Annotated in this window: 21 protein-coding genes; 7 read left to right on the top strand and 14 right to left on the bottom strand. The window is 70.4% G+C overall.

Going from position 1 to position 16,268, the window contains the following annotated elements; genetic code table 11:
- The first annotated feature begins 16 nt into the window (after nucleotides 1–16).
- On the top strand, nucleotides 17–1,393 hold the full coding sequence (locus F4560_RS31325) for an FAD-binding oxidoreductase (protein ID WP_184926263.1): 1,377 nt from the start codon (nucleotides 17–19) through the stop codon (nucleotides 1,391–1,393).
- Nucleotides 1,394–1,485: 92 nt separating this feature from the next.
- On the opposite strand, the gene F4560_RS31320 is transcribed toward F4560_RS31325, so the two are convergent.
- Entirely contained in the window at nucleotides 1,486–2,055 is a 570-nt protein-coding gene (locus F4560_RS31320; protein WP_184926261.1) for a DUF5753 domain-containing protein, read from the bottom strand.
- On the opposite strand from F4560_RS31320, the gene F4560_RS31315 reads away from it, so the two are divergent.
- Both F4560_RS31315 and F4560_RS31310 read left to right on the top strand, forming a co-directional pair.
- Nucleotides 2,054–2,272 (top strand): hypothetical protein, encoded by a 219-nt coding sequence (locus F4560_RS31315; protein WP_184926259.1) that lies wholly within the window; start codon nucleotides 2,054–2,056, stop codon nucleotides 2,270–2,272. The genes F4560_RS31320 and F4560_RS31315 overlap by 2 nt on opposite strands.
- The gene (locus F4560_RS31310; RefSeq protein ID WP_184926257.1) at nucleotides 2,241–2,426 is read left to right on the top strand and encodes a DUF397 domain-containing protein; all 186 of its coding nucleotides are present in this window, start codon (nucleotides 2,241–2,243) and stop codon (nucleotides 2,424–2,426) included. Before F4560_RS31315 ends, F4560_RS31310 begins: the two co-directional genes overlap by 32 nt.
- A gap of 159 nt (nucleotides 2,427–2,585) precedes the next feature.
- Here F4560_RS31310 and F4560_RS31305 read toward each other — a convergent pair whose 3' ends face one another.
- From F4560_RS31305 to F4560_RS31285, 5 genes are all read right to left on the bottom strand, one after another.
- Entirely contained in the window at nucleotides 2,586–3,335 is a 750-nt protein-coding gene (locus F4560_RS31305; protein ID WP_184926255.1) for a DedA family protein, read from the bottom strand.
- Between the two features lie 10 nt (nucleotides 3,336–3,345).
- Nucleotides 3,346–3,531 carry a hypothetical protein gene (locus F4560_RS31300; RefSeq protein ID WP_184926252.1) on the bottom strand — a complete coding sequence of 62 codons (186 nt, stop codon included), beginning with the start codon at nucleotides 3,529–3,531 and terminating at the stop codon, nucleotides 3,346–3,348.
- A 12-nt stretch (nucleotides 3,532–3,543) separates the two neighbouring features.
- Entirely contained in the window at nucleotides 3,544–4,728 is a 1,185-nt protein-coding gene (nagA, locus tag F4560_RS31295; RefSeq protein WP_184926250.1) for an N-acetylglucosamine-6-phosphate deacetylase, read from the bottom strand.
- Nucleotides 4,725–5,630 (bottom strand): ROK family protein, encoded by a 906-nt coding sequence (locus tag F4560_RS31290; RefSeq protein ID WP_184926248.1) that lies wholly within the window; start codon nucleotides 5,628–5,630, stop codon nucleotides 4,725–4,727. The genes nagA and F4560_RS31290 overlap by 4 nt, the downstream gene beginning before the upstream one ends.
- Nucleotides 5,631–5,894: 264 nt before the next feature.
- On the bottom strand, nucleotides 5,895–6,473 hold the full coding sequence (locus tag F4560_RS31285) for a SigE family RNA polymerase sigma factor (protein WP_184926246.1): 579 nt from the start codon (nucleotides 6,471–6,473) through the stop codon (nucleotides 5,895–5,897).
- A gap of 66 nt (nucleotides 6,474–6,539) precedes the next feature.
- On the opposite strand from F4560_RS31285, the gene F4560_RS31280 reads away from it, so the two are divergent.
- The gene (locus tag F4560_RS31280; protein WP_184926244.1) at nucleotides 6,540–6,818 is read left to right on the top strand and encodes a YciI family protein; all 279 of its coding nucleotides are present in this window, start codon (nucleotides 6,540–6,542) and stop codon (nucleotides 6,816–6,818) included.
- Between the two features lie 43 nt (nucleotides 6,819–6,861).
- On the opposite strand, the gene F4560_RS31275 is transcribed toward F4560_RS31280, so the two are convergent.
- From F4560_RS31275 to F4560_RS31265, 3 genes are all read right to left on the bottom strand, one after another.
- Complete coding sequence (locus tag F4560_RS31275; protein ID WP_312869586.1) at nucleotides 6,862–7,746, bottom strand: SDR family oxidoreductase; 885 nt, start codon at nucleotides 7,744–7,746, stop codon at nucleotides 6,862–6,864.
- 71 nt (nucleotides 7,747–7,817) lie between these two features.
- Nucleotides 7,818–8,750: an aldo/keto reductase gene (locus F4560_RS31270; protein WP_184926240.1), complete on the bottom strand. Its 933-nt coding sequence runs from the start codon at nucleotides 8,748–8,750 to the stop codon at nucleotides 7,818–7,820.
- Nucleotides 8,751–8,864: 114 nt separating this feature from the next.
- Nucleotides 8,865–9,149, bottom strand: coding sequence for a DUF427 domain-containing protein (locus tag F4560_RS31265; protein ID WP_184926237.1), 285 nt, complete (start codon nucleotides 9,147–9,149; stop codon nucleotides 8,865–8,867).
- 94 nt (nucleotides 9,150–9,243) lie between these two features.
- On the opposite strand from F4560_RS31265, the gene fbaA reads away from it, so the two are divergent.
- Nucleotides 9,244–10,278: a class II fructose-bisphosphate aldolase gene (fbaA, locus tag F4560_RS31260; protein ID WP_184926235.1), complete on the top strand. Its 1,035-nt coding sequence runs from the start codon at nucleotides 9,244–9,246 to the stop codon at nucleotides 10,276–10,278.
- 72 nt (nucleotides 10,279–10,350) lie between these two features.
- On the opposite strand, the gene F4560_RS31255 is transcribed toward fbaA, so the two are convergent.
- Both F4560_RS31255 and F4560_RS31250 read right to left on the bottom strand, forming a co-directional pair.
- Nucleotides 10,351–11,514, bottom strand: coding sequence for a serine hydrolase domain-containing protein (locus tag F4560_RS31255; protein ID WP_184926233.1), 1,164 nt, complete (start codon nucleotides 11,512–11,514; stop codon nucleotides 10,351–10,353).
- 63 nt (nucleotides 11,515–11,577) lie between these two features.
- On the bottom strand, nucleotides 11,578–12,696 hold the full coding sequence (locus tag F4560_RS31250) for a hypothetical protein (protein ID WP_184926231.1): 1,119 nt from the start codon (nucleotides 12,694–12,696) through the stop codon (nucleotides 11,578–11,580).
- Between the two features lie 288 nt (nucleotides 12,697–12,984).
- Between F4560_RS31250 and F4560_RS31245 the strand changes: the two genes are divergently transcribed.
- Together F4560_RS31245 and F4560_RS31240 are read left to right on the top strand one after the other, a co-directional pair.
- A complete protein-coding gene (locus F4560_RS31245; protein ID WP_184926229.1) occupies nucleotides 12,985–13,392 on the top strand; it encodes a DUF3151 domain-containing protein in 408 nt (135 codons plus the stop codon).
- A gap of 13 nt (nucleotides 13,393–13,405) precedes the next feature.
- Nucleotides 13,406–14,470, top strand: coding sequence for an FUSC family protein (locus F4560_RS31240; RefSeq protein ID WP_312869585.1), 1,065 nt, complete (start codon nucleotides 13,406–13,408; stop codon nucleotides 14,468–14,470).
- A gap of 50 nt (nucleotides 14,471–14,520) precedes the next feature.
- On the opposite strand, the gene F4560_RS31235 is transcribed toward F4560_RS31240, so the two are convergent.
- The 3 genes from F4560_RS31235 to F4560_RS31225 all read right to left on the bottom strand — a co-directional run bounded on the left by F4560_RS31235 (nucleotide 14,521) and on the right by F4560_RS31225 (nucleotide 16,230).
- On the bottom strand, nucleotides 14,521–14,736 hold the full coding sequence (locus F4560_RS31235) for a hypothetical protein (RefSeq protein ID WP_246477905.1): 216 nt from the start codon (nucleotides 14,734–14,736) through the stop codon (nucleotides 14,521–14,523).
- 51 nt (nucleotides 14,737–14,787) lie between these two features.
- The gene (locus F4560_RS31230; protein ID WP_184926223.1) at nucleotides 14,788–15,444 is read right to left on the bottom strand and encodes an HNH endonuclease family protein; all 657 of its coding nucleotides are present in this window, start codon (nucleotides 15,442–15,444) and stop codon (nucleotides 14,788–14,790) included.
- 108 nt (nucleotides 15,445–15,552) lie between these two features.
- Nucleotides 15,553–16,230, bottom strand: a complete 678-nt coding sequence (locus F4560_RS31225) for a hypothetical protein (protein WP_376775432.1) — start codon at nucleotides 16,228–16,230, stop codon at nucleotides 15,553–15,555.
- Between the last annotated feature and the right edge of the window lie 38 nt (nucleotides 16,231–16,268).

The raw sequence follows: 16,268 nt of genomic DNA, 5'->3' as shown, positions 1-16,268 counted from the left end.
GGGTTAGCGTGGACGGATGGAGCCCCTGCTCGCCGAACTTCGCACCGCCGTCGGCGCCGGCGCGGTGCTGACCGACGTCGACGTCACCGCGAGCTACCGGCGCGACATGATGCCGTTGGCGCCTCACGGGCAGCCGCTTGCCGTCGTGCTGCCGACGTCGACCGAGCAGGTCCAGGCGGTGGTCCGGGCGTGTGCGGCGGCCCGGACGCCGATCGTGCCGCGCGGGGCGGGCAGTGGCCTGTCGGGCGCCGCGAACGCCGTCGAGGGCTGCGTGGTCCTGGTGACCACGAAGATGAACGCCATCCTGGAGATCGACCCGGACAACCGGCTGGCCGTGGTCGAGCCCGGTGTGGTGAACCTCGACCTGCGTGACGCGGTGGAGAAGCACGGGCTGTTCTACCCGCCGGACCCGTCCAGCTACGACTGGTGCACGATCGGCGGGAACCTCTCCACCAACGCCGGCGGGCTGTGCTGCGTGAAGTACGGCGTCACCACGGACTCGGTGCTCGGGCTGGACGTGGTGCTGGCGGACGGCGAGCTGCTGCGGACCGGCCGGCGGACCGTCAAGGGCGTGGCCGGGTACGACCTGACCAAGCTGTTCGTCGGCAGCGAGGGCACCCTCGGCGTGATCACCCGCGCGACCCTGGCGTTGCGGCCGTTGCCGCAGGCTCCGGCGACGTTGGTGGCCGCGTTCGGCAGCACGGCCGCCGCCGGCGTGGCGGTGAGCCGGGTGGTGACCGAGGGCATCGTGCCGTCGTTGATGGAGATCATGGACCGGACGTCCATCAAGGCCGTCGAGCAGTACCTCAAGACCGACCTGAACGCCGACGCGGCGCTCCTGCTCTGCCAGTCCGACTCGGGTGGTGAGGCCGGGCGCCGGGAACTGGCCGCGATCGAGCAGGCGTGCGTGGCGGCGGGCGCGGATCTCGTCTACGCGACCGAGGACCTGAGCGAGGGCCGTGACCTGCTGACCGCGCGGCGGGCCGTGCTGACCGCGCTGGAGGTCTACGGGGCGTGGCTCACCGACGACGTGTGCGTGCCGCGGACCAGGATCGCCGACCTGATCGCCGGGTGCGAGCGGATCAGCGAGTCGGTCGGGCTGCGGATCGCGGTGGTCGGGCACGCCGGTGACGGCAACATGCACCCGACGATCGTCTACGACCCGTCGTCGGCGGACGAGTTCGCCAGGGCGCAGCGGGCGTTCGACGAGATCCTGGGGTTGGGGCTCGCGCTCGGCGGCACGATCACCGGCGAGCACGGCGTCGGCAAGATCAAGCGCGAGTGGCTGGCCAAGGAGATCGGGCCGGTCGGCCTGCGGGTCCACCGCGGGATCAAGCGCGCGCTGGACCCGGAGAACCTGTTCAACCCCGGCTCGATGTTCGAGCTGTTGTGACCTGAGACGTTGACTGAACGAGCCTCGTGGACCGTGAAGGTGTCCATGAGGCACCGTTGGCGCCCTTGCGTAGAGCCGGCGGGACGGATACTTCACACGAGGCGGTCGTACACGTCGGCCCAGTGGGTGAAGATCGCCCTGGATTGGGCCGGTGGCAACGCCAGCGCATCGAGACGCCGCATCTTCGTCTCGTAGTGGGCGACGATCTGTGGGGCCTCGTGGAACACGGTTGCGGTGTCGGTTTCCGCGTAGGCCAACGGCTTGATCGGCTCTGTGAAGGTCAGTAGTGCGCCGTTGCGCACGACGGCATCGTCGAACGGGGCATCCATCGGGACGAGTCGCGGCGTGACCCGTGTCGTCTCGCACATCATGGCCAGTCGCAGCATCTGGTCCCGCATGACCGCCGGGCCGCCGACCACCCCGCGCACTGCGGCCTCGAGGACGTAAAGGACGGTGTCCGGCCGGTTGAGGGTGTGAAGCGCCTCCTGTCGGGCGATCCGGGCGGCGGCGATCGCGCTGTCACCGGTCAGGGCGCGGGCGTAGTCCTCGGTCTGGGCCAGGCTGGGGACGGTGAACGGTTCGTAGCCGGTGATGGTCCGCGCCATCCGCTCGTGCAACGCCAGGGCGACCAGGGTGTCCGGGGCGGGGCCGTGCAGTCGCATGAAGCTGCCGGTGGCGGGCTCGCCGGGCGATGGCGAGGATCCGGTCGCGGGTGGGCGGGGCGGTGCCCAGGCGGCCGAGCAGCGCGCCGATCTCGCCGCAACCCGGCTGCTCGCTGTTTCGATGACCGAGACAGAATCGCTCCGGGTCATCGTCGCGATGGCCGAGGCGATGGAGGGCCGAGCGGATGGACGGAACGCGGTGGAGGAAGTCGACTAGGTCCGGCTCGACGTCCGACTGCGTAGAGGTGGACCGCAGCGCGAGGCGTGCAGCGGTGCGCGACAGCAAGCACCCAGGGCCGACCCTGTCGTTCGCGCCGGAGAAGTTCGATGCGTTCCTCACGGTGGCGCGGACCGCCCGGCGCGATGGCTAGAACGGCGCGCACCCCGGTGCGAACGTAGCGACCCCTGGCATCTTCGGACGCCGGGGGCCGTTCGCTATGGCAGGACATCCCACCTGAGTCCCACGACCATGGTTCGAGCGCATGACAGGCATCATCGGTGCAACCCGGCTCGATGTTCGAGCCGGAGCGCTAGTCGATCCGCTTGATCTGCTGGGTCTCGTCCATCCGGTCGTCCACCATGTCGATGATCTGGGTGATGTCGTCCGCCTCCTGGGCGAGCAGCGCCTTCTTCTCCCGGCGCGACTTGATCACCTCGATGATGATCGGGACGATCGAGAGGAACGCGATCAGGACGACGATCACTTCGAGCTGGTCGCGCACGAACTGGATCTGGCCGAGGAAGTAGCCCAGCACCGTGAGGCCCGCGGCCCACACGATGCCGCCGATGAGCGAGTACGTGAAGTACCGGCGCTGGTCCATCCTGCCCACGCCCGCCATCGCGGTGATGAACGTCCGCACGATCGGCACGAACCGGGCCATCACGATCGCGCGGGCGCCGTACCGCTCGAAGAACTCCTGCGTCTTCTCGACGTACTCCTTCTTGAAGATCTTCGACTCGGGCCTGCTGAACAGCGCCGGGCCGGCCCGGTAGCCGATCCAGTAGCCGACCACGTTGCCCACCAGCGCGCACACCGTGAGCAGCACGCACACCAGCCACAACGGGTAGTCCATCAACCCGGTGGACACGAACAGGCCCGCGGTGAACAGCAGCGAGTCGCCGGGCAGGAAGAAGCCCACCAGCAGGCCGCATTCCGCGAAGATGATGAAGCACAGGCCGACCAGCATGTAGGGCCCGAGTCCTTGGAGCAGGATCTGCGGGTCCAGCCAGTCCGGGCCGAGGGCAACCGTGGAAGTGGGCGCGACCGTCACGGCGACCACGTTACAGGCATCAACTGAGCGTAATCACCGCGACGACCGTGCCGGCCGCCAGTCCCAGGAGCACCGCGAGCAACAGCACCCACCCCGCGCCGAGCGACGGGCGGGCCTCGCGGACGGGCTGGTGCGGGTGCGCGCCGGAGCTGGTGGCCTGCGCGCGGAGGGCGTCGGCCACCAGCTTCTCGTGGTCATCTGGCACGTGATCGGTCTCTCAGTCCTTCACCTGGACGCCTGCTCCACCCGAGGCTACCCACGCGCCCCTGGCCATGACCTCGCGCGGCTTCAGCTCGGGGTCCAGCACGACGATGTCCGCCGCCAGACCCGCCCGCAGCTCACCGGTCTGCTCCTCCAGGCCGAGCAGCCGCGCCGGCCGGGTGGACGTGGCGTGCACGGCCTCCTCGATGGTGAGGCCGCACGACTGGACCGCGTTGCGGAACGCGGCGTCCATGGTCAGCGTGCTGCCCGCGAGGGCCGCGCCGCCGGCGAGCGTCGGCACACCGTCCACCACCCGCACTTCCAGGCCACCCACGTCGTAGACGCCGTCGCCCACGCCCGCCGCCGCTATCGCGTCCGTGACCAGGACCGTCCGCCCGACGCCCGCGTGCCGTGCGGCCAGGCGGACGGCGGTCGGGTGCAGGTGCACCAGGTCGCAGATCAGCTCGACGGTGACGCGCTCGTCGTCCAGGAGCGCGCCGATCGGGCCGGGCTCGCGGTGGTGCAGCGGGCGCATCCCGTTGAACAGGTGGGTGGCGACGGTCGCGCCGGCCTCGACCGCCGGGCGGATCTGCGCCTCGGTCGCGTCGGTGTGGCCGATCGCGGCCAGGACACCGCTTTCCACCAGGTGGCGTACCGCGTCCACCCCGTGTTCGAGCTCGGGTGCGACGGTGATCATCCGGACGGTGTTGTCGCCCGCGTCGAGCAGCCGGTCGATCGACGCCCGGTCCGGCGGGCACAGGATGGCCGGGTCGTGCGCGCCGCAGCGTGCGGCGGACAGGAACGGCCCCTCCAGGTGGATGCCGGCGACGACGCCGTCCCGCACGAGTTCGGTCAGCGCCTTGACCTGGTCGGCCAGTTCCGGGATCGGTCGGGACACCAGGCTGGCGAGCATGGTGGTGGTGCCGTGCCTGCGGTGCGCGTTCGCCGCCTTGATCACCCGGGCCGGGTCGGCGCTGGTGAACGCCTCACCGCCGCCACCGTGGCAGTGGATGTCGACGAAGCCCGGTACCAGCCACCCCCCGTTCACGTCACGGGTCGGGCCGTCCGGCGCCACCCCGTCGCCGACGGCCGCGATCAGGCCGTCGCGCACCGCGACCCACCCCTGTTCGAGCACCCCGTCGGGCGTGACGACCCGACCACCGGTCAGGGTCACGTCCACGGGTCCACCCCACGTGCTCATCTGTCCTCCAGCATGTCGATGGCCAGCAGCGCGGCTCCGAGGCACCCGGCCTCGTCGCCCAACGCCGCCGGCCGCAGTTCCGGGCGTCGCTGGAACGTGGTCAACTCGTCCAGTCGTCCGCCCAGCGGGTCCGTCAGCAACGGGCCCGCCAGTGCCAGGCCACCGCCCAGCACCACGGCTTCCGGTCCCAACAATGCGGCTAGCAGCAGGATGCCCTTAGCCAGCGCGTCCACGGCCTCTCCCCACACCGCCGCCGCGTCCGTGTCGCCCGAATCGAGCAGCCGGGCTACGTCCGCGGCGCCCTTGACGGGCCGTCCGGTCCGCTGGGTGTAGCGGCGGGCGATGGCCGCGCTGCTCGCCCTCGCCTCCACGCACCCCGTCTGCCCGCAGCCGCACGGGTCGCCGTGGCCGACGTCCACGTGCCCGATCTCGCCCGGCGCGGTGGAGACCCGGCCGTCCAGGACGAGCGCGGCGGCGATACCGGTGCCGATCGGCATGATCACCGCGTTGAGCAGGCCTTGGGCACCGCCCTGGCGGAGTTCGGCCAGGGCGGCGGCGCGGACGTCGTGGCCGAAGGCGGTGGGCAGGTTGGTGCTCGCCTCCAGGCGTGACCTGAACGGGTAGTTCCGCCAGCCCAGGTTCGCCGAGTAGACGCCGGTGCCGGTGGCGTCGTCCACGATGCCCGGCACCACCACGCCGATCGCGTCGACGGGGTGTTCGGACGCGGAGCGCAGTTCGTCGACCAAGGCGGTGACGTCCTCGACCACGGCGTCGCCGCCGTGCCTGGTGGGACGGCGCTGCTGCTTCACCGGCCGCACCCCGGTGGGGGTGCCGGTGACCAGAGCGGCCTTGGTCTCGGTTCCGCCTACGTCGACGGCTATTACGTGTCTAGTGCGCGCCACGAGGACCGATAGTGCGGCATGCGACCGCCATTGGTCTATACCAAGTAGCGGATTGGGCTAGTCCAGTGCGGCGGCACACGTCGAGACGGGTGGCGTCGGAAGGGTCTGGAAGGCCGCGGTGGGCAGTGCCGTCAGCGCGCGGGAACGCCGCAACGGGAGTTATCCACAGGCGCGCGTTCGCAGCCGCGCAACGTCCGACCCTTGTGGTTGGCTATGCCGCGAGGGGATCCCCGATCGAGGGGACCCCTGGCAGGCGTTACCGGGTCAGCGGCCGGCCATGATCTTCTGGAGGGCGTCCAGGGCACGGCTGGCGGTGCTCTTCACGGTGCCCTTGCTGATGCCGGTGGCCTCGGCGATCTCCGCCTCGGACAGGTCGCCGTAGTACCGCAGCACGAGCACTTCACGCTGCCTCGGCGGCAACTGGGACAGCGCCGCCACCACCGCCTGGTGCTCGGCGGTGAGCATGGCGAGGCTTTCCGCCGACCTCGCGTTGGCCACGTGCGGCGGGGTGTAGTCGCGGGCCGTCTTGCGGCGCCGGAGCACGCTGCGCGACCCGTTGACCACCGCTGTCCGCAGGTAGCCGACGGCCGCCTGCGCGTCCCGCAGGTTGGACCAGTTCCGGTGCAGGCCGGTGAACGCCTCCTGCACCACGTCCTCCGCCGTCGCCGGCTCGTCGACCAGCAGCAGCGCCAGCCTGACCAACCGCATCCGGTGCTGGCGGTACAGGTCTTCCAGCGTCAGCGGGCCGGTCGGGGCCGGGGCCGCGCCGTCCTGGATGCGCAGGTTCGTCAGCGTGTCCTGCACACGCGCGATGCCGCCGCTGTTCGCCTCCGGACCGACCACGAACGTGACGTTACCTCCTCGCCGGGTAGCTTCGGCGCGGCGCTGCACAACGGAGACGAGGTTTCGATGGCCAGGTTCGCGGTCGAGTTGGTTTACGGGCACGACGAGGGCGCGCGGCTGGAGGTCCGGCCCGCGCACCGGGAGTACCTGGCGTCGCTGGTGGAACGGGGTGCGCTGCTCGTCTCGGGCCCCTACGCGGACCAGACCGGCGCCCTGCTGGTCTACGAGGCGGCGGACGAGGACGAGTTGCGGGAAATCATCGCCGCCGACCCGTACACGGCCGCCGGCGTGATCGCCGAGACGCGCGTGCACGAGTGGCAGACGTTGATGGGCGCCTGGGTCTGAGCGCGCGAGGGATCCAAGCGCCCGGAGATGAGCGCGCCCGGACCTAAGCGGCCGGGTCGGAGTTCTTCGCGGCGGAAGCGGCGGAAGCGGCGGAGCCGCCCGGTCCGACCAGACCGGACAGGTCGTTCGCCGCCATCTCCCGGTCGGCGGCCGCCACCGACTTGGTCGACTGCCGGTCGACCACCTTCGGCGTGAACGCCCGGAACAGCTTCAGGCCGCCGACCCAACCCGGCACGTGCACCGCCCTGGACCGCCGCGTGATGCCCCGGACCACGGCCTTGCCGACGTCGGACACCGGGTACTTCCGGCCCGCCGGCCCCGGCATCGCACTGCGCAGGGGCCCGAACACCGGGTGCTTGTCGGCGCTTTCGACCATGTCGGTGGAGATCCACGAGAAGTACGCGACGCCGACGTCCACGCCCAGGTGCCGCACCTCGGCCCGCAGGCTGTCCGCGAACGCCTCGCAGCCCGCCTTCGCGGCGGAGTAGGCCGCGTTGCCGGGAATGTGCACGATCGCCGCCAGCGACGACACCACCAGGCAGTAGCCCCGGCTCGCGATCAGGTGCGGCAGGCACGTCCGGACCGTCCGCCACACCCCGAGCAGGTTGACCTCGATCACCCGCTCGAACGCGGCCGGGTCCATCGAGCGGACGAAGCCCGTCGCGGCGATGCCCGCGTTGGCCACGACGACGTCGATGCCCCCGTAGTGGTCGACCACCCCGTTCACCGCGGTCTCCAACGCCGCCCAGTCGGTGACGTCGGCCTCCCACGCCCTGCCGCCGCACTCCTCGGCGACCTCGCGCAACCGATCGCCCTCCAGGCCGACCAGGGCGAGCTTCGCGCCCTTCGCGGCCAGGCGCCGCGCCACTTCCGCGCCGATGCCCCTCGCCGCGCCGGTGATCAGGACGACTTTGCCCGCAACGTCCACGGTGGCCTCCTCAGGCTGCTGTGCCGGGAGGCCACCGTAACGCAACTTACCGTGAGTAAGCTACTGGAGAGTTAAACTCGGCTCGCGGCGCTCAGGGCCGCGATCTCGTCCGCCTTCAACTCCAGGTCGAGGGCCGGCACCAGGTCAGCGAGCTGCTCCGCGGTGCGTGCCGACGCGATGGGCGCGGCGACCGTGGGCTGCTCGGCCAGCCACGCCAGCGCGACCGCCGCCTGCGTGGTGCCGTGGTTCCCGGCGACCTCGTCCACCGCGTCGAGGATCCGCAGACCGCGTTCGTCCAGGTACTTGGAGGCGCCGACGGCCCGTGCGCTCTCCACCGCGACACCCGGCCGGTACTTGCCGGTGAGGAAGCCCTTCGCGAGGCCCCAGTACGGCGCGGACGAGAGACCGTGGTCAGCGACCGCCCGGGACAGCTCGCCCTCGTAGGAGCGGTCGACCAGGTTGTAGGCCTGCTGGAGCGCGACGAACTTGGCGAAGCCCTCGCGCTCGGACACGGCGAGCGCGGACGTGAGGCGCTCTGCGGTGTAGTTGGACGCGGCGACGTGCCGGACCTTGCCCGCGCGCACCAGCCGGTCGAACGCCGCCAGCGTCTCCTCCTGCGGCGTGTCCGGGTCGTCCCGGTGCGCGTAGTACAGGTCGATGTGGTCCACGCCGAGGCGGCGCAGGGAGTCCTCGGCGGCCCGCTCGATGGTGGCCGCCTTGAGGTCGTCCATGCCGGTGAGCATCCCGACCTTGGTGGCGACGACCATCCCGTCACGGTTGCCGCAGCTGCGCAGCCACTTGCCGATGATCGTCTCCGACTCGCCGCCGGAGTGGCCCTCCGCCCACGCCGAGTACGAGTCGGCGGTGTCCACGAAGGTGCCGCCGGCTCGGGCGTACCCGTCCAGCACGGCGAACGAGGTCTCCTCGTCGGCGGTCCAGCCGAAGACGTTGCCACCCAGGCACAGGCGCGACACTTCGAGGTCGCTGGTTCCGAGTTTCGTCATGCCGCGAAGCTAGAACCGGCGGCTCGCCCGTGCCGAATGGAGCAGTCAGGGCTAAATGCCGGTGTCGGGACACCGGCTGAACAGGGTGAAGTCGGTCACAGGTCGGGCGGTCTCCTACGCGGAGACCTCGACGCCCTTCCAGAACGCGACATGGCCCTTGATGTTCGTCGCTTCCGCGCTCGGCTCCGCGTAGAACCACGCGGCGTCGGTGTTGTCCTCGCCCTTCACGTGCAGCGTGTAGTAGCTAGCGGTGCCCTTCCAGGGGCAGATCGAGATCGTGTCCGACGGCCTGAGGTACTGGGCGTGGACCGACTCCGGGGGGAAGTAGTGATTCCCCTCCACCACCACGGTCTTCTCGCTCTCGGCGATGATCTCGCCGTTCCATCGTGCGATCGCCATGGGACCACTATGCCGTTGATCGACTTCTCTCGCCGGGCGGTGCCCGTAGGATGCTGCCGACACCGCGTTCCGGGCACCCGAGGAGGACCCACCGATGCCCATCGCAACCCCCGAGGTCTACGCCGAGATGCTCGACCGCGCGAAGGCGAACGAGTTCGCCTACCCCGCGATCAACGTCACCTCGTCCGAGACCCTCAATGCGGCCCTGCGTGGTTTCGCAGAAGCCGAGAGCGACGGGATCATCCAGGTCTCGACCGGTGGTGCCGAGTTCGCCTCGGGCACCAAGGTCAAGGACATGGTGACCGGCGCGGTTGCGCTGGCGGAGTTCGCGCACGTGGTCGCCGAGAAGTACCCGGTGAACATCGCGCTGCACACCGACCACTGCCCCAAGGACAAGCTCGAAGGCTACGTGCGCCCGCTCGTCGCGGTCAGCCAGGAGCGGGTGGACCGCGGGCTCAACCCGCTGTTCCAGTCGCACATGTGGGACGGCTCGGCCGTGCCGCTGGACGAGAACCTGAAGATCGCTTCGGAGCTGCTCGACCTCACCGCCAAGGCCAGGATCATCCTGGAGATCGAGGTCGGTGTCGTCGGCGGCGAAGAGGACGGCGTCGCGCACGAGATCAACGAGAAGCTGTACACCTCGCCCGAGGACTACCTGAAGACGGTGGAAGCCCTCGGCGCCGGTGAGAAGGGCCGCTACCTGGTCGCGGCGACGTTCGGCAACGTGCACGGCGTGTACAAGCCGGGCAACGTGAAGCTGCGTCCGGAGATCCTGAAGCAGGGTCAGGACGTGGTGGCCGAGAAGCTGGGCCTGCCGGCCGGCTCCAAGCCGTTCGACCTGGTCTTCCACGGCGGCTCCGGCTCGCTGCTGGAGGAGATCCACGAGGCGCTGACGTACGGCGTGATCAAGATGAACATCGACACGGACACGCAGTACGCGTTCACCCGGCCGATCGTGAGTCACATGTTCTCGAACTACGACGGCGTGCTGAAGATCGACGGCGAGGTCGGCAACAAGAAGGCCTACGACCCGCGGTCGTACCTGAAGGCCGCCGAGCAGGGCATGGCCGCCCGCATCGCGCAGGCGTGCGAGCACCTGAAGTCGTCCGGCCGCATGATCGCCGGCTGACGTTCCGCGAGACCTGGAACGGCCCCCTCCGGGATTCGGAGGGGGCCGTTTCACGTGCTGTACGCGCGTTTGTCAGGAGTACATGCGGCAGACCGCTGCCTCGAAGAGAGCCTTTTCGGCCGCGGTGTTCTCAGGGGCGAAGAGTTCCATCCTCGTGGTGAGGACGGAGACCGTGCGGGCGCCGGTGCGGTCGGCGAAGTTGTAGCTGGAGTAGCCCGGCAGGCCGCCGGTGTGGCCCCAAACCGTGCCGCACGGGGTGCTGATCTCCATCACGCCGAGGCCGTAGCGGTCGGCGCCCTGGTCCTGCGGGACGGTCGCGAGCATGGTCCGCAGCTGCTCGCGCGGGAGCAGCCGGCCGGAGAACAGGGCGGACTGGAAGCGCTGCCAGTCACGGGCCGTGGACGTCATGCCGCCCGCCGCCCACGCCGGGCTGATGTCGATCCCGGTGACGTCCACGTGGTCGTCGTGCTCGGGACCGGCGAAACCGGTGCCCGGAGGCGTGCCGGGCGGCAGGTGCGGCGCCAGGTGCTCGGCGTCCGGCTCGTAGCCGTGCGCGTGCCTGCCGGGGAACGTCGCGTCGGTCGGCACGCGGGTGTCGGTGAGCCGGAGCGGCCTGATGACGCGCTGCCCGACCAGGTCGGCGTAGGTCCGGCCGGACGCCTTCTCCAGGACCATGCCGGCGAGCGTGTAGTTCGTGTTGCTGTAGTCCCAGCGCTCGCCCGGGGCGAAGAGCGGCGGGTGCTCGACGGCGACGGCGACCAGCTCGGCGGGCTGCCAGTCGTGCTGCTCCCGGCCGATGATGAGCGGTACCAGCCGCGGGTCGTCGAGGTAGTCGAACAGGCCGCTGGTCTGCTTGAGCAGCATCTCGACGGTGATCGCCCCGCCGTTCGGGACGGCGCCCGGCAGCCACTTCTCCACCGGGTCCGCCAGCGCCAGCGTGCCCTCGGCGACGAGCTGGAGGGCGATCGTCGCCGTCACCGTCTTCGTGTTCGACGCCATCCGGAACTGGTCGGTCGGGCGCAGGCGGTGGTCCTGGACGGTCCAGCGCGCCTGGCGGGCCAGCTCGGTGACCCGGCGGCCGTTGTCCACCCGGACGATGACCCCCGGCGCGCCCGCCGCCACGAGGCCGTCGGCGAGGCCGGTGAGCCGGTCCGTGGCGGACGCGGTGACGGCGCCCGTGGTCAGCAGCGCGGCGGCGACGACGGCCGCCGTCGTGGTGCGTAGAAGTGTCCGCATTCGACTCCCCCGAAGGATTGATCTGACGTGATCAATCCTTCGGGGAAGTCGCCTTCGGGTGAATCAGGCAGTCACCAGTGGTTGTGCGGGGGCCTGCCCCACCTTGATCCGGTCGGCCAGCACCCACAGCACGGCGAGGACCACGAACGTCACCGCCGCCGACGGGTAGAGGATCGGCGGGGCGGCGTCCAACGCCTGCTGCGCCCAGATCCCGCCGTAGCCGAGCCCGGTGACGGCCGCCGAGCCGAGGATCGCGGCCACCGGCGCGGGCACCCGGCCCAGGTGGGCGGCGTCCACGGCGAGGCCGACGAGCACCAGGAACAGCGGCACGGCGGACAGCGGGAAGTCGGCGCCCGCGAGCAGCGGCCAGGCCAGGCAGCGGAAGGCGACGTAACCGCCGGCCACCGCCGTCGCGGCCCACTTCGTGCCGAGCGTGCGCCGTGCGATCACCAGCACGAGAGCCGCCGCGACGAGGCCCCAGACCGGGTAGACCCAGTCCGGGATGGGCAGTGAGAACTGGACGATCGACTCGCGGTCCACCGGGCGGCCGATCTGGTCGGCCGCGAACTGGAGCAGGATCGGCTCCGCGTACGGCTCGCCCCGGTCCCAGGAGGCGATCTCCAGCACCCCGTACTCCTGGTGCTGGTTGGGGAACCACATGTTCTCCAGGAAGAAGAACCACAGCGCGGCCAGGCCGGGCAGCCGCCACCGGCCGGCCGGGTACAGCTTGATCCACCCCCGGATCGCGCCGGCCAGCATGATCGCGGTGCCCAGGTACAGCAGGGCGTGCGACCCGCTCCACGACGTGATGTCCAGGCCGTTGATCCGGTGGTTGATCAGGTCGATGGGCAGCGCGATCAGGAAGACGCCGGTGCCCGCCTGCATCAGCCGCAACGAGGTCTTGTCCGCGCCGTAGCCCGTGTAGGTGTGGAACAGGGTCAGCCCGACCACGATCACCGTGCCCGCGGTGTTGAGCAGGTGCGGTGGCGCCAGCTCGTCGCGCAGCCACTTGAAGTGCCAGGCCACGTCCCACGTCGAGCCGATCAGCTTCAGCAGCAGACCGACCAGCCAGAGCTGGTAGAGCGCGGTGACGAGAGCGGGCGGCGCCTCGCGTCCCGGCTCGCCTCGCTCCCAGTACTGGTCGCGGAAATGTGCGACGCGCTTGGTTACCCCCGTGTTCACCCGCCCATGATGCGGCTCGATCGGATCCCCTGGAAGGGTGACCCTCCCTGGTGTTTCGCGGACCGACCCCTAAGGGCTCGTGGTGACCAGGCCTTTTCCTCGTTTTTCATGCGAACGGGTGAGCTTCATTGCTCTGGATGGCTCAGCCCGGCAAGGTGCCGCCCTGAGAGTCGGCTGAGAACCCGAGGAGCACTTTCATGGGCAAGAAGGTCGTGGCCGGTGTCATCGTGACCGCGCTGGTGCTGGCACTGGTCGCTGCCGTGGCCCGGGTCTTCCTAAGCTGACCACATGGACAACCTGCTCGGGCCCGAACCCACGTTGCTGCCAGACCGCCCGGAGGCGCAGGCCGCCGCCGAGGCGGGCACCGACCCGGCCAAGATCGTTCGCGCGTACCCCGACTTCAGCGAGGCCTGGGCGCTGCTCGCGGAGCGGGCGTTGCAGACCGGCGACCCGGTCGCCGGCTACGCGTACGCGCGCACCGGCTACCACCGCGGCCTCGACCAGCTGCGCCGTTCGGGGTGGAAGGGCCACGGTCCCGTGCCGTGGTCGCACCGCCCCAACCAGGGCTTCCTCCGCGCGCTCGCGGCCCTGGCACGTGCGGCCGACGAGATCGGCGAGACCGAGGAGTACGAGCGCTGCAAGAAGTTCCTCGGCGACAGCGACCCCTCGGCGCCCGCCGCTCTCGGTCTGAGCTGACCGGGTGGGAGCCGTGCGCGACGAGATCGCGCGCAGGCTGAAGCGGTGGCAGAGCACGGCCTTGCCGATCGGCCAGGCCGCGCTCGCCGCCGGCTTGTCCTGGCTGGTCGCCACCGAGGTGGTCGGCCACGCGCACCCGTTCTTCGCGCCGATCGCCGCCGTCGTCTGCCTCGGTGTGTCACTGGGGCAGCGGCTGCGGCGTGTCGTCGAACTCGTCGTCGGCGTGTCCGTCGGCGTCGGCGTCGGTGACGTGCTGATCTCGATGATCGGCTCGGGGCCGTGGCAGATCGCGCTCGTCGTGGCGTTGGCGATGTCGACGGCGGTGCTGCTGGACGGTGGCGCGGTGATCGCGCTCCAGTCCGGTTCGTCGGCGGTGCTGGTGGCGACGCTGCTGCCGCCCAGCGAGGGCGGCGGGCTGGACCGGATGGTGGACGCGCTGATCGGCGGCCTGGTCGGGCTCGCGGTGACGGCGTTGCTGCCGGCGAACCCGCTGACCGTGGCGCAACGGCAGGCGAAGGTGGTGTTCGGCGAGCTGACCGAGGCGTTGCGCGGTGTGGCGACGGCGGTGGCCGATCACGACGCGGTGCAGGCCGCCGGGGTGTTGGCGCGCCTGCGCACCAGCCAGGAGGCGGTGGACGAGTTCGCGTCGGCGTTGAAGACCGGCGGCGAGATCGCCACCATCGCGCCGATCCGCTGGCGTCGGCGGCACGAGCTGGGCCGGTACGAGACGGCCGCCGTGCCGATGGACTACGCGCTGCGCAACACCAGGGTGCTCGCGCGGCGGGCGTTGGCGGCGTTGCGGGACGACGAGCGGATGCCGGACGTGCTGCCCGCCGTGCTGCGGCAGTACGCGGCGGCGGTGGACGTGCTGCGCACCGAGTTGGCGCGGGGTGACGAGCCGAAGGAGGCCCGTGCGGCGGTCCGGGACGCGGTGGCCTCGGCCACTACGCACCAGCTGGGCGGCGAGGGTTTCTCGACCAAGGTGGTGCTGGCCCAGGTCCGGTCAGTGGCGGTGGACCTGTTGCAGGCCACGGGTCTATCACGGGCAGAGGCCGCAGAATCACTACCGCCGTATTGAATTGCCGCTGCTCCGCAGACGGCGGGCTCGACGCGACCTCGCGGGGTGGGTCAACCTTCTGGTCGGTTCAGGACGCCGAGCAGGACGGTGTGCACGGCTTCATGCACGGCGTCCTGCTCGGCGGGGTCGGCCAGGCGGTATGACGCGCCCGTGATGGCGTACCACTCCTCCGCACCCTCGTAGCGCACCGTCGCGCGCAGCTCGCCGTCGACCAGCGACGTGCGCAGCTCCAGGTCTCCGGTCACCACACCGACTTCGTCGGTCATAACGCCACCGGGTCCGGCCACGAAGAGGGACGAGCGGTCAGCCATCGGTCGTCAGCACCTCCCGAGCATGCTTTGCAGCGCGGACTTCTCCGCGGAGTTCACCGTCAAACCCCAGCGGTACTTCGAATGCGTCCACATCTTCGCGTAGGTGCACCAGTAACCGCTCAGCGGCGGCTTCCACAACGCCGGGTCCTGGTCGCCCTTGGACTGGTTCACGTTGTCGGTGACCGCGATCAGCTGCGGGTTGGACAGGTCGTTGGCGAACGACTGGCGCCGGGACGTGGTCCACGAGGACGCGCCGGAACGCCACGCCTCGGCCAGCGGCACGACGTGGTCGATGTCCACATCGGACGCGAGCGTCCAGGTGGCGCCGTCGTACGGGCTGTACCAGCGGCCGGAGGTGGCGGCGCAGCTGGAATCCGTGACCACGTTCGTGCCGTCGCGCTTGAGCACCGTCTCCCGCGTGTTGCAGGCGCCCGAGATGGTGATCCAGTGCGGGAACTTGTCCCGCGAATAGCCCGTCATGGAACCCTCGGAGGCCACCCTGAGCGCGGCCAGCTCCGAGAGCGCGGTCGTGGTGCTCGGGATGTTCGGCGGCGTCGCCTGGGCCGGGGAGGCCAGGCCGACTGCCAGCACACCAGCCAGGAGCAGGGAAAAAGCCGGAAGTCGCACTGAGCGGAATCGCCCGGCTAAGTTGACCGTTGACATAATTCCGACCTTCCTAGTTGGAAGCTTTCGGAATTACCTTGGGTCAATCCTGCTGCGGTTACAACGCTTTCGAGTGACGCCTGAATGGCGGGGGAGAAAATTCCTCCGTCACTGGACTCCGCGGACCAATCGCAAATCCTCCGTGTGGCGGTACCAGGTCCACTTGCCCATCGGCCGCGGGTGCGCGATGCCGTCCGAGTTCACCTGCACGGGCAGGCAGCCGAGCTGGAACGCGCGCGCCGGCGTGCTGGTCACCTTGCGGCCGAACAGCCGCTTGTGGATGACCCGCACGACGAGACCCGGTCCGCCGTCCGGGTCCGGCGTCACCTCCACCCGGCTCGCCTGGCCGCGCAGCACCACGGTGTCGTCGCCGTACCCGACACCGCGCACCGGACCGAGCGAGCCGAGGCCGACGAGCACGCCGCCGACGTCGTCCCGGACGAGCGGCACCCGGTCGGGCTCACCGGACAGGGCGAGGTCCAGCGCGCGGCCGGGATCGGTCGGCAGGCCCCACAGCGCGGCCACCTCCGAACGCGGGTCGGTCGGCACGTACCCGAGCGGGACGTCGGCCAGCCGCTCGGTCCGCAGCAGCCTCAGCACGACGGCGTTGAGGTCGGCGTCCGTACCGTTGACGACGAGACGTTTGTCACCCGAATCGGCGAAAATCGGGTCTACTTCGGCCTTTCCCGGCCGTGTGGCCACCCGGCGGACCTCGAAACGGTCACCGTCAGTGATCATTGGCGACTGCGAGTTTCCGCAGGCCAGCACGATTCCGCGCACCATCATCTCCTGGTCTACCCTCAACAGCCGTCCACTGACGGCTC

Source organism: Saccharothrix ecbatanensis (genome assembly GCF_014205015.1).
GTDB lineage: Bacteria > Actinomycetota > Actinomycetes > Mycobacteriales > Pseudonocardiaceae > Actinosynnema > Actinosynnema ecbatanense.
This window is presented reverse-complemented; position numbering and strand designations above follow the sequence as displayed.

Coding starts and splice junctions, on each gene's coding strand:
- F4560_RS31325 (WP_184926263.1), top strand. CDS start 17: ATGGAGCCCCTGCTCGCCGAACTTCGCACCGCCGTCGGCGCCGGCGCG.
- F4560_RS31315 (WP_184926259.1), top strand. CDS start 2,054: ATGAAGCTGCCGGTGGCGGGCTCGCCGGGCGATGGCGAGGATCCGGTC.
- F4560_RS31320 (WP_184926261.1), bottom strand. CDS start 2,055: ATGCGACTGCACGGCCCCGCCCCGGACACCCTGGTCGCCCTGGCGTTG.
- F4560_RS31310 (WP_184926257.1), top strand. CDS start 2,241: ATGGACGGAACGCGGTGGAGGAAGTCGACTAGGTCCGGCTCGACGTCC.
- nagA (WP_184926250.1), bottom strand. CDS start 4,728: ATGAGCACGTGGGGTGGACCCGTGGACGTGACCCTGACCGGTGGTCGG.
- F4560_RS31280 (WP_184926244.1), top strand. CDS start 6,540: ATGGCCAGGTTCGCGGTCGAGTTGGTTTACGGGCACGACGAGGGCGCG.
- F4560_RS31270 (WP_184926240.1), bottom strand. CDS start 8,750: ATGACGAAACTCGGAACCAGCGACCTCGAAGTGTCGCGCCTGTGCCTG.
- F4560_RS31265 (WP_184926237.1), bottom strand. CDS start 9,149: ATGGCGATCGCACGATGGAACGGCGAGATCATCGCCGAGAGCGAGAAG.
- fbaA (WP_184926235.1), top strand. CDS start 9,244: ATGCCCATCGCAACCCCCGAGGTCTACGCCGAGATGCTCGACCGCGCG.
- F4560_RS31255 (WP_184926233.1), bottom strand. CDS start 11,514: ATGCGGACACTTCTACGCACCACGACGGCGGCCGTCGTCGCCGCCGCG.
- F4560_RS31245 (WP_184926229.1), top strand. CDS start 12,985: ATGGACAACCTGCTCGGGCCCGAACCCACGTTGCTGCCAGACCGCCCG.
- F4560_RS31235 (WP_246477905.1), bottom strand. CDS start 14,736: ATGACCGACGAAGTCGGTGTGGTGACCGGAGACCTGGAGCTGCGCACG.
- F4560_RS31230 (WP_184926223.1), bottom strand. CDS start 15,444: ATGTCAACGGTCAACTTAGCCGGGCGATTCCGCTCAGTGCGACTTCCG.
- F4560_RS31225 (WP_376775432.1), bottom strand. CDS start 16,230: ATGATGGTGCGCGGAATCGTGCTGGCCTGCGGAAACTCGCAGTCGCCA.